Source organism: Salipiger marinus, assembly GCF_900100085.1.
GTDB classification, from domain to species: domain Bacteria; phylum Pseudomonadota; class Alphaproteobacteria; order Rhodobacterales; family Rhodobacteraceae; genus Salipiger; species Salipiger marinus.
The window spans coordinates 23,425-33,538 of record NZ_FNEJ01000036.1 but is presented as its reverse complement, the minus strand read 5'-3'; the positions used below and the strand labels follow the sequence as shown (position 1 = coordinate 33,538).

The following is a 10,114-nucleotide window of genomic DNA, read 5'->3' as shown; positions in this document are numbered from 1 at the left end:
GAATCTCGCGGCCAAAATCGGCGAAATCGGCGGACAGGATGGAGGGCGCGATCTTTACGCGGCGGTCAAAGGGCATGGGCTGGTCCTTGTGGGGGCGGGAAGAGGCGGGGGGCCAGCCCCCCGCACCCCCCGGGATATTTGTGGTCAGAAGAAGGATCAGGCGGAAGGACGGTCGATGTCGAGCCCGCCACGGAACACGCGGCTGGCGCGGATGTCGGGTTCGGTCAGGGTGGACAGGGCCTGCGCGTCAAGCGGGCCGCGACCGGCCTCAAAGAGCCGGCTGGCCTGCCGCAGCCGCGCCCGGTCGAGCGCGTTGCGCAGCGAGCGGGCATTGGCGAAATGCGGCTGCTGGCGGCGCGCGGTGACATACTCGGCCATGGCGGCGCGGGCGGGACCGTCAAGCGCATACCCTTGGGCATCCAGCATGGTCTGGGCGATCTGCAGCAGTTCGGCATCGCTGTAGTCGGGAAAGTCGATGTGATGGGCGATGCGCGAGCGGAAGCCGGGATTGGAGGCAAAGAACCGGTCCATCCGGTCGGCATAGCCCGCAAGGATCACCACAAGATCGTCGCGGTTGTTTTCCATGACCTGCAGCAGGATCTCGATCGCCTCCTGCCCGTAATCGCGTTCGTTTTCCGGACGGTAGAGGTAGTAGGCCTCGTCGATGAACAGCACGCCGCCCATCGCCTTCTTCAGCGCCTCCTTGGTCTTGGGGGCGGTATGGCCGATATACTGCCCCACCAGATCGTCGCGGGTGACGGTGACCAGATGTCCCTTGCGGACATAGCCCAGCCGGTGCAGCAGGTCGGCCATGCGCAGCGCCACCGTGGTCTTGCCGGTGCCGGGATTGCCGGTGAAGCTCATGTGCAGGGTGGGCGGCGCGCTGGCAAGGCCCAGTTCGCGCCGCGCCCGGTCGACCAGCAGCAGCGCCGCCGTCTCGCGGATGCGGGCCTTGACCGGAGCGAGGCCGATCAGCGACCTGTCCAGATCCTGCAGGATGTCCCGGACGCTCGAGGCTTCACAGGCGGCGGTCAGATCCACGCTCTGGGGGCGGGGGACAGGGGCTGTGGATGACATGGGCGGGCTCCGGGCTTCTTCTGACCAAAAATATCCTGCGGGGGTCCGGGGGGCGCAAAGCCCCCCGGTGCGGTGTTCAGGCGTAGCGGCGGCCCTCGGGTTCGCGCAGCGCGTAGCTTTCGATGCTGTAGCGGAGGCTGCGGCCCTCGCCCTCCTGCCGGACAAGACGGAAGCCGGGTTCGTCGGCGGGGCGGTTCACGATGAAGCTCATGCGGATGGATTCCCAGCCCGGCGTGCTGTCAAAGGCGATGACCCGGATGTATTTGCCGCCATGCATCTTGCGGCATTCGTTGACCTCGAACACCACGGCGGCGGCGTCGGGATTGTCGAACATCGGGTGGCCCCACATCTCCCAGTAGGTGTTGCGCGGGTGCGGATCGTCGGTCACCTCGACCGAAACCGCCCAGCCCTGATCGATGGCATACTGGGCCTGTGCGTGGATGTCCTGATCGGTGAGGTCGGGCAGAAAGCTGAACTGGCCTTGTCTCAGTCGCATGGCATGTCTCCTGAAATCTGAACGGGGGAGGAGGGCGCGTGCCCTCCGGCGGCATCACATCGCCACGCTGGCGGTGGGGGCGTAATCGGGCGCATCGGTGGAGACGTAGTCGAAGCTGACATCCTTCCAGACCTCCAGCGCCTGCTGCAGCGGCGTGCAGGTGCGGGCGGCGTCGCGCAGGATGTCCGGGCCTTCGTTCCAGATGTCGCGCCCCGCGTTGCGGGCAAAGACCATCGCCTCCAGCGCCACGCGGTTGGCGGTGGCGCCCGCCTGAATGCCCTGCGGGTGGCCGATGGTGCCGCCGCCGAACTGCAGCACCACGTCTTCGCCCAGATAGGTCAGCAGCTGGTGCATCTGCCCGGCATGGATGCCGCCCGAGGCCACCGGCATCATCTTGTTGAGCGAGGCCCAGTCCTGATCGAAGAAGATGCCGTTTTCCAGCGCCATCGGGTTCCGCTCCTCGCGGAAGATGTCGTAATAGCCCTTGGTGGTGGCGGGATCGCCTTCAAGCTTGCCGACCACGGTGCCTGCATGCAGGTGATCGACCCCGGCAAGCCGCATCCATTTGGCGATGACCCGGAAGCTGACGCCATGGCTGCGCTGGCGGGTATAGGTGGAATGCCCCGCCCGGTGCAGGTGCAGGATCATGTCATTGTCGCGCGCCCATTTGGCCATGGACTGGATCGCGGTATAGCCGATCACCAGATCGATCATCACGATGACCGAACCCAGCGACTTGGCGAATTCCGCGCGGGCATACATCTCTTCCATCGTGCCGGCGGTGACGTTGAGATAGGTGCCCTTGACCTCTCCCGTCGCGGCGGAGGCGCGGCTGACCGCCTCCATGCAGTAAAGAAACCGGTCCCGCCAGTGCATGAAGGGCTGGCTGTTGATGTTCTCGTCATCCTTGGTGAAATCGAGCCCGCCCTTCAGCGCCTCATAGACCACGCGGCCATAGTTGCGGCCCGACAGGCCCAGCTTGGGCTTGACCGTGGCCCCCAGCAGCGGGCGGCCATAGACGTTGAGCCGTTCGCGTTCCACCACGATGCCGGTGGCGGGGCCCTGAAAGGTCTTCACATAGGCCACCGGCAGGCGCATGTCCTCCAGCCGCAGGGCTTTCAGCGGCTTGAAGCCGAAGACATTGCCGATGATCGAGGCGGTGAGGTTGGCGATGGAGCCGCCTTCGAACAGGTCGAGATCATAGGCGATATAGGCAAAGAATTCGCCCGTGCTGTTGGGCACCGGATCGACGCGGTAGGCCTTGGCGCGGTATTTGCCGCAGGCGGTCAGCCGGTCGGTCCAGACCACGGTCCATGTGGCGGTGGAGGATTCGCCCGCGACGGCGGCGGCGGCTTCCACCGGATCCACGCCCTCCTGCGGGGTGATGCGGAAAAGCGCGATGATGTCGGTGTCCTTGGGGGTGTAATCCGGCTCCCAATAGCCCATCTGGGCGTATTTCATCACGCCCGCCGAATAGCGCTTCTTGGCGTCGGTGACGGTCTTGGCGTCGCTCATGTCGTTCATGGTCGTCCTCCTGCTGGGATGGGTCGGGCCGGGATGGGCCGGGTCTGGGGCACGCGGCTGTCAGGCCGCGCGGGCGGCGGGATCGGGTGTCACGCCGCGCGGGCGGCGGCGATGCGGGGGGCGAGCGCGCCGCTGGCATAGCGCCGCGCCATGTCGTCAAGGCTGATCGGGGAGATCCGCTCTGCCTGTCCCGCCGCCCCGAAACGGTCGAGCCGGTCACGGCACAGCGCCTCCAGCTCTGCCATCGCGGGGATCAGGAACTTGCGCGGGTCGAATTCGCCGGGCTGTTCCTGCGCCACGCGGCGGAACTGCGCGGTCATCGCCATGCGGCAGTCGGTGTCGATATTGACCTTGCGCACGCCCATGCGGATGCCGCGTTCGATCTCGGCCAGCGGCACGCCCCATGTCTGCGGCATGTGGCCGCCATGGGCATTGATGAGATCCTGCAGCGCCTGCGGCACCGAGGAGGAGCCGTGCATCACCAGATGGGTGTCGGGCAGCTTGGCATGGATGGCGGCGATGGTGTCCATGGACAGGATCTCGCCATCGGGCTGGCGGGTGAATTTATAGGCGCCGTGCGAGGTGCCGCAGGCGATGGCCAGCGCGTCGCATTGCGTGGCCTGCACAAATTCCACCGCCTGATCGGGGTCGGTCAGCAGCTGGCTGTGGTCCAGCCTGCCTTCGGCACCCGATCCGTCCTCGGCTGCGGCCTCGCCGGTTTCCAGACTGCCCAGCACCCCCAGTTCGCCCTCGACGCTGGCACCGACGGCATGGGCGGCGCGGGTGACGCGGGCGGTGATCCGGGCGTTATAGGCGTAGCTGGCGGGGGTTTTCATGTCCTCCAGCAGCGAGCCGTCCATCATCACCGAGGTGAAACCGTGGCGGATCGCCGACAGGCAGGTGGCGTCGTTGTTGCCGTGGTCCTGATGCAGCACGATCGGGATGCGGGGGAACATCTCGGCCAGCGCCTGCACCATGTGGCGCAGCATCACGTCGCCCGCATAGCTGCGCGCGCCCCGGCTGGCCTGCAGGATGACCGGGGCGCGGCAGGCCTCGGCGGCGCGCAGGATCGCCAGCCCCTGTTCCATGTTGTTGATGTTGAAGGCGGGCACGCCGTAGCCCTGATCTGCGGCGTGATCCAGCAACTGCCGGAGCGTGATGAGCGGCATGGGGGTCTCCTTTCCGGTGGGGGTCAGTGCGCGGTGGCGGGGCTGCGGGTCAGGTGGCGGGCCAGATCGGCCACGGCCTCGGCGGTGATGCCGAAATGGCGGTAAAGATCGGGCGCGGGGGCCGAGGCGCCAAAGCCGGTCATGCCGACAAAGCCATCGCCGGGGCGCAGCATCAGCCCGTCCCAGCCCTGACGCACCGCCGCCTCGATCCCGACGCGGGGCGCGTCCCCCAGCACCTCGGCGCGGTGTTCGGCGCCCTGCACCGCAAAAAGCTCGAAACAGGGGGCAGAGACCACGGCGGCGGCGATGCCCTCTGCGGCCAGCAGGTCGGCGGCGGCAAGGGCCAGCTCCACCTCGGATCCGGTGGCGATCAGCGTCACGTCGCGGTGCGGCGCCGCGCGCAGCACATAGGCGCCGCGTGCCACCAGATTGGCCTCCACATGCCGGGTGCGGACGGTGGGCAGGGCCTGCCGCGACAGGCACAGCACGACGGGTGTGGTGGTCTGCGCCAGCGCCAGTGCCCAGCTTTCGGCGGTTTCCACCGCATCGGCGGGGCGCAGCACCAGCAGGTTGGGCATGGCGCGCAGCGACGCGAGGGTTTCCACCGGCTGATGCGTCGGGCCATCCTCGCCCAGCCCGATGCTGTCATGGGTCATCACATAGGTGACGGGCACGCCCATCAGCGCCGACAGGCGCATCGCGGGGCGGCAGTAATCGGCAAAGGCAAGGAAGGTGCCGCCATAGGGCCGCAGCCCGCCATGCAGCGCGAGACCGTTCATCGCCGCCGCCATGGCATGTTCGCGGATGCCGTAATGGATGTAGCGGCCCGCATAATCGCCGGGGGCGACGGCGCGCATCCCCTTGGTGCGGGTGTTGTTCGATCCGGTCAGATCCGCCGATCCGCCCGCCGTGTCGGGCAGGGTGGCATTGACCACCTCCAGCGCCATCTCGCTGGCCTTGCGGGTGGCGACGCGGGGGGCATCCTGCGACAGGCGGTGCTTGTGGGCGGTCATCGCCGCCTCCAGCGCGCGGGCATCCACCGGGCCCTGCGCGGCGCGGAACGCCTCGGCCTGCGGATGGGCCGCAACCCGGCGCGCCCAGTCCTGCCGCGCGGCGGCGCCCCGGGCCGCCACGGCCCGCCATGCGGCGCGCACCGGTTCGGGGATCTCGAAAGGCGGGTGCGGCCAGTCGAGCGCCCGGCGGGCGGTGGCAATCTCCTCGGCGCCCAAGGGCGCGCCATGCACGTCATGGCTGCCCTGTTTGGTGGGCGCGCCATAGCCGATCACCGTGCGGCAGGCGATCATCGAGGGGCGGGGATCGGTCCGCGCCAGTTCGATGGCCTGCGCGACCGCGTCCTTGTCATGGCCATCCACCGCCTGAACATGCCAGCCCGCCGCCGTGAACCGCGCCCGCTGGTCGGTGGAGGTCGACAGGTCGGTGCCGCCGTCGATGGTGATGCCGTTGTCATCCCAGAGCAGCACCAGCCGCCCCAGCCGCAGATGGCCGGCAAGGTCGATGGCCTCGTGGCTGATGCCTTCCATCAGGCAGCCATCGCCCGCGATCACATAGGTGAAATGATCGACCAGCGCGTCGCCGAACCGGGCATTGAGCATGCGTTCAGCCAGCGCCATGCCGACAGCGGTGGCCAGCCCCTGACCCAGCGGGCCGGTCGTCATCTCGATCCCCTTGGCATGGCCGTATTCTGGATGCCCCGCCGTGCGCGCGCCCAGCTGGCGAAAGCGGCGGATCTGGTCCGTGGGCATGTCGTCATACCCCAGCAGGTGATGGATGGCGTAAACCAGCATCGAGCCATGGCCCGCGCTCATCACGAAGCGGTCGCGGTCGGGCCAGCGGTCCTGTTTCGGATCCAGCGTGACGAAGCGGTTGAACAGCACCGCCGCCACATCCGCCATGCCCATGGGCGCGCCGGGATGGCCGGAATTGGCCTGCTGCACCGCATCCATGGTCAGCGCGCGGATGGCATTGGCCATCAGGTCTTCGGTGGTGGTCACCTTGGTCTGCACGTTCATCGGTCGTCCTCCCTGTCAGGCGCGTCGGCTTTCGGTCACAAGCCGCTGGACCATGGGTGTGAAGATGAGCTGCATGGCGAGGTCCATCTTGCCGCCGGGGATCACGATGGAATTGGCGCGGCTCATCCAGCTGTTCTGGATCATCGAGGTCAGGTAGGGGAAATCGATCCCGCGCGGATTGCGGAAGCGGATCACCACAAGGCTTTCATCGGCGGTGGGGATCCAGCGGGCGATGAACGGGTTGGAAGTGTCGACCACCGGCACGCGCTGGAAATTCACGTCGGTCTGGGTGAATTGCGGGCAGATGCAGTGCACATAGGCGTGCATCCGGCGCAGGATCACATCGGTCACGGCTTCGGTGGTGTAGCCGCGGCTGGCCTTGTCGCGGTGGATCTTCTGGATCCATTCAAGGTTGATCACCGGCACCACCCCGATCTTCAGATCGGCAAGCGCGGCAAGGTTCACCGCGTCATTGTCAACGGCGCCGTGCAGACCTTCGTAAAAGAGCAGGTCAGAGCCTTCCTCGAACGGCTCCCACGGGGTGAATTCGCCGGGAGGCGTGCTCCAGCGCGCGGCCTCCTGATCGTCATGCACGTAATGCCGGGTCTCGCCGCTGCCGGTCTGGGCATAGATGCGAAAGATGTCCTCCAGCTTGGCCAGTTCGTTGGCGTCATAGGAGAAATGGCTGAAGGTCTCGTCCCCGGCGGCCTTGCGGGCGATCAGTTCCGCCTTCATGTCGGCGCGGTTGTAGCGGTGGAAGGCGTCACCTTCGATGCTGACGGCGCGGATGCCCTCGCGGCGGAAGATCTGGTCAAAGGTCGTCTTGACCGTGGTGGTGCCCGCGCCGGAGGATCCGGTGACGGAGATGATGGGATGCTTCTTGCTCATGTCGGGGCTTTCAGGTCAGGCGCGGAACAGGCCGCGATGGCCGAACAGGGCCGAAATCTCGGGCTCGGGAAGGTCGTGATAGGCGGTGACCTGATCCACCTTGCCCGCCGAGCCAAAGACGAAGGGCGTGCGGGCATGCAGGCTGGCGGGCACCAGATCCAGAATGCGGGTGCTGCCATCGGTGGCGCGGCCCTGCGCCGCCTCGACCAGCAGCGCGATGGGGGCGCATTCATAGACCATCCGCAGCCGCCCCTGCGCATAGCCGGGCCGCGCGTCCGAGGGATACAGAAACAGCCCGCCCCGCGTCAGGATGCGGTGGGTTTCCGCCACCAGCGAGGCAATCCAGCGCATGTTGAAATTGCGCGCCCGGGGGCCATCCGCCCCGGCAAGGCAGTCGTCGATATAGGCGCGCACCGGCTTGGCCCAGTGCCGGTAGTTGGACGCGTTGATGGCGAATTCGCAGCTGTCCTCCGCCACGGTCACGGCCGGATCCAGCAGGGTGAAGAGCCCGGTGTCGGGATCAAGGATATAGGAGTGCAGCCCCGCCCCCACGGTCAGCATCAGCATGACCTGCGGGCCGTAGATCACATAGCCTGCCGCGAGCTGGTCATGCCCGGGGCGGAGGAACGTCTCCGCCCCGGTGTCCATCGCGGCACGGAGGGAGAAGATCGTGCCGATGGAGACGTTTGTTTCGATGTTGGACGATCCGTCCAGCGGGTCGATGGCCAGCGCGAGGGGGCCTGCCGGGTCCAGTTCCTCGACGCTGTCGCGTTCTTCGGAGGCATACCAGCGGATGCCGGTGCCGCGCAGGGCGCTGGCAAAGGCGTGGTCCGCGATCACGTCCAGCGCCTGCTGCGCGTCGCCATCGCTGTTGGCGCCCACCCGCGCGCCCATCTGTCCGGCAAGCGGACCGCGTGCAATGCGGCGGGCCAGATCGCGGGCGGTGCGGGCCAGCGCATCCAGCACCGGGCGCAGATCGGCGGGAATGGGGGCCTCGGGTGCGAACGGGCTTTGGTCGGTCATCAAGGCCTCCTCTCCTCGACGGGTGACTGAGACTTGATCTTGCGCATTCACGTTTGTTAGGAAATTTAATTAATCTGTCCTTGGATTCGGATAATTTAAATGCGCCGCCTGTCCTCCCTGACGCTGAAACAGCTGCGCGCACTGGAAGCCGTTGAAAGAACAGGCTCAATTTCGCGCGCCGCCGAAGAGCTGGGGCTGACCGCCCCTGCGGTGCACAGCCAGCTGAAGGTGCTGGAACAGACCTTTGGCTGCGGTCTGCTGTCGCGGGAGGGGGCGGGGCGGTTCCATGCCACTCCCGAAGGTGCTGCGCTGCTGCAGGCATGGCGCAGCGCAGAGGCGGCCTTTCGTCTGGGGCTGCAGCGAATCGATGCGCTGCAGAAGGGGCTCGCGGGCACGGTGGTGCTGGGCGTGGTGTCGACGGGCAAATATTTCGCCCCCGGCCTTGTCGCCCGCCTGCGCCGCGCCTGCCCGGAGATCGAGGTGGTGCTGCAGGTCGGCAACCGCGACACGATCATTTCGGCGCTGCAGGATGGGGCGCTGGATCTGGCGATCATGGGCCGCCCCCCGCGCGAGCCGATGGTGGAATCGCTGTCCATCGGGGTGCATCCGCATGTGCTGATCGCGCCGCCCGACCATCCGCTGGCGGGGCAGGCGGGGGTGACTGCGGCGGCGGTGCTGGCCGAGCCGTTTCTGATGCGCGAGCCGGGATCGGGCACGCGCATTCTGGCCACCCGGTTTCTGGACCGCATCGGCGAGGGCAAGACCTATGCCCGGTCAGAGATGAATTCCAACGAGACCATCAAGCAGGCGGTGATCGCGGGGCTGGGGATCGCGCTGATTTCCTATCACACCGTGGTGGAGGAGCTGCGCACCGGGCGGCTGGTGACGCTGGATCTGCCCGGCCTGCCGATCCTGCGGCACTGGTTCCTGCTGCACCGCGCCGACATGCCGCTGACCGGTGCCGCGCGCACGGTCTGGGAGTTTATCGCGGCGGAACGGGCAGGCATCCTGCCGGGCTGGCCGCCTAGTCGCTAAGCCATTGCGGCTGCAGCACCACCACCGTGGGCTGCGAGGGCAGATCGCGCAGGTTCACCACCATCTCCGGCCCGTCGCGGCGGTCGATGGCGAAGCTGCCGGAGACGTTGTCCAGAAACTGGTCCAGCGAATAGCCGGAAAACCAGTGCATCGGGATGATGACCGAACTGCGCAGCCGTTCCACCACCCGCACCATGGCCTCCAGCGCCATGGTATAGCCGCCATCCACCGGCACCATCAGCACGTCGACCCGGCCAAGCGCCGCGTATTGTTCGGGGCTGGGTTCGTGGTGCAGGTGGCCCAGATGGCCGATGCACAGGCCCTCCACCTCGAAGACGAAGATGGAATTGCCCTTTTCCTCGACCCCGCCGCCCATGGAGCGGATGTCGGTCGAGACGTTGCGCACCAGCAACTCGCCCAGATCAAGGTGATGTTCGACGCCTTCGCCAAAGGCGCCCCAGCCTTCCAGCACATGCGGGATGGCGGGATCGGGATTGGCGGTCCAGTGGGTGCCATGGGCGTGGTTCATGGTCACCACATCGGGGATCAGATCCACATTGCCGATATAGCCGGTAAAATCCGTGACCACATCCAGCCCGCCGGGGGTCTGGATCAGAAAGGAGGCGTGGTCCAGATACTGGATCCGCACCGAATAGTCGGGCACGGCCTCGGTCCATGCGGCCTTGTGCAGGTAGTCGATGCCCGGGGCGGCATCCGCGATGGCAATGCAGTGCGAGGCGCGGCGGGCCTCCTGTGCTGCTGTGGGCGGTGCCGACAGCGCGGCCAGCGCAAGGCTGCAGGCAACAGCAGGGGCAAGGGCAGGGCGGGGCATGGCAGACCTCCTTTTCCTGCCTCTCACCCTAGCGTGACGA

At 67.1% G+C, this 10,114-nt stretch carries 9 protein-coding genes and 1 pseudogene; 1 reads left to right on the top strand and 9 read right to left on the bottom strand.

All coding sequences use genetic code 11. The features are described 5' to 3' along the window. The 8 genes and pseudogenes from BLR51_RS28355 to BLR51_RS24945 form a co-directional block, all read right to left on the bottom strand. Positions 1 to 76 (bottom strand): annotated as a pseudogene (locus tag BLR51_RS28355) (ribulose-phosphate 3-epimerase); the annotation flags it as partial. 80 nt (positions 77 to 156) lie between these two features. Next, positions 157 to 1,077: a CbbX protein gene (gene cbbX / locus BLR51_RS24975; protein ID WP_089852069.1), complete on the bottom strand. Its 921-nt coding sequence runs from the start codon at positions 1,075 to 1,077 to the stop codon at positions 157 to 159. A gap of 76 nt (positions 1,078 to 1,153) precedes the next feature. After that, on the bottom strand, positions 1,154 to 1,573 hold the full coding sequence (locus BLR51_RS24970; RefSeq protein WP_089852067.1) for a ribulose bisphosphate carboxylase small subunit: 420 nt from the start codon (positions 1,571 to 1,573) through the stop codon (positions 1,154 to 1,156). Between the two features lie 54 nt (positions 1,574 to 1,627). Next, positions 1,628 to 3,088 (bottom strand): form I ribulose bisphosphate carboxylase large subunit, encoded by a 1,461-nt coding sequence (locus tag BLR51_RS24965; RefSeq protein WP_089852073.1) that lies wholly within the window; start codon positions 3,086 to 3,088, stop codon positions 1,628 to 1,630. 98 nt (positions 3,089 to 3,186) lie between these two features. Further along, positions 3,187 to 4,266, bottom strand: a complete 1,080-nt coding sequence (gene fba, locus BLR51_RS24960) for a class II fructose-bisphosphate aldolase (RefSeq protein WP_089852065.1) — start codon at positions 4,264 to 4,266, stop codon at positions 3,187 to 3,189. Between the two features lie 23 nt (positions 4,267 to 4,289). Then, the gene (tkt, locus tag BLR51_RS24955) at positions 4,290 to 6,296 is read right to left on the bottom strand and encodes a transketolase (protein ID WP_089852063.1); all 2,007 of its coding nucleotides are present in this window, start codon (positions 6,294 to 6,296) and stop codon (positions 4,290 to 4,292) included. Between the two features lie 15 nt (positions 6,297 to 6,311). Continuing rightward, positions 6,312 to 7,184, bottom strand: coding sequence for a phosphoribulokinase (locus tag BLR51_RS24950; protein ID WP_089852061.1), 873 nt, complete (start codon positions 7,182 to 7,184; stop codon positions 6,312 to 6,314). A gap of 15 nt (positions 7,185 to 7,199) precedes the next feature. Continuing rightward, entirely contained in the window at positions 7,200 to 8,207 is a 1,008-nt protein-coding gene (locus tag BLR51_RS24945; RefSeq protein ID WP_089852059.1) for a class 1 fructose-bisphosphatase, read from the bottom strand. Between the two features lie 99 nt (positions 8,208 to 8,306). On the opposite strand from BLR51_RS24945, the gene cbbR reads away from it, so the two are divergent. Continuing rightward, entirely contained in the window at positions 8,307 to 9,242 is a 936-nt protein-coding gene (cbbR, locus tag BLR51_RS24940) for a LysR family regulator CbbR (protein ID WP_089852058.1), read from the top strand. Here cbbR and BLR51_RS24935 read toward each other — a convergent pair. Then, a complete protein-coding gene (locus BLR51_RS24935; RefSeq protein WP_089852056.1) occupies positions 9,232 to 10,074 on the bottom strand; it encodes an MBL fold metallo-hydrolase in 843 nt (280 codons plus the stop codon). The genes cbbR and BLR51_RS24935 overlap by 11 nt on opposite strands. Positions 10,075 to 10,114: the final 40 nt, after the last annotated feature.

What these genes read in the sequence shown, in the direction of transcription:
- BLR51_RS24935 (WP_089852056.1), bottom strand. Translation starts at nt 10,074, where the DNA reads ATGCCCCGCCCTGCCCTTGCCCCTGCTGTTGCCTGCAGCCTTGCGCTG.
- cbbX (WP_089852069.1), bottom strand. Translation starts at nt 1,077, where the DNA reads ATGTCATCCACAGCCCCTGTCCCCCGCCCCCAGAGCGTGGATCTGACC.
- BLR51_RS24965 (WP_089852073.1), bottom strand. Translation starts at nt 3,088, where the DNA reads ATGAGCGACGCCAAGACCGTCACCGACGCCAAGAAGCGCTATTCGGCG.
- fba (WP_089852065.1), bottom strand. Translation starts at nt 4,266, where the DNA reads ATGCCGCTCATCACGCTCCGGCAGTTGCTGGATCACGCCGCAGATCAG.
- cbbR (WP_089852058.1), top strand. Translation starts at nt 8,307, where the DNA reads ATGCGCCGCCTGTCCTCCCTGACGCTGAAACAGCTGCGCGCACTGGAA.
- BLR51_RS24945 (WP_089852059.1), bottom strand. Translation starts at nt 8,207, where the DNA reads ATGACCGACCAAAGCCCGTTCGCACCCGAGGCCCCCATTCCCGCCGAT.
- tkt (WP_089852063.1), bottom strand. Translation starts at nt 6,296, where the DNA reads ATGAACGTGCAGACCAAGGTGACCACCACCGAAGACCTGATGGCCAAT.
- BLR51_RS24950 (WP_089852061.1), bottom strand. Translation starts at nt 7,184, where the DNA reads ATGAGCAAGAAGCATCCCATCATCTCCGTCACCGGATCCTCCGGCGCG.
- BLR51_RS24970 (WP_089852067.1), bottom strand. Translation starts at nt 1,573, where the DNA reads ATGCGACTGAGACAAGGCCAGTTCAGCTTTCTGCCCGACCTCACCGAT.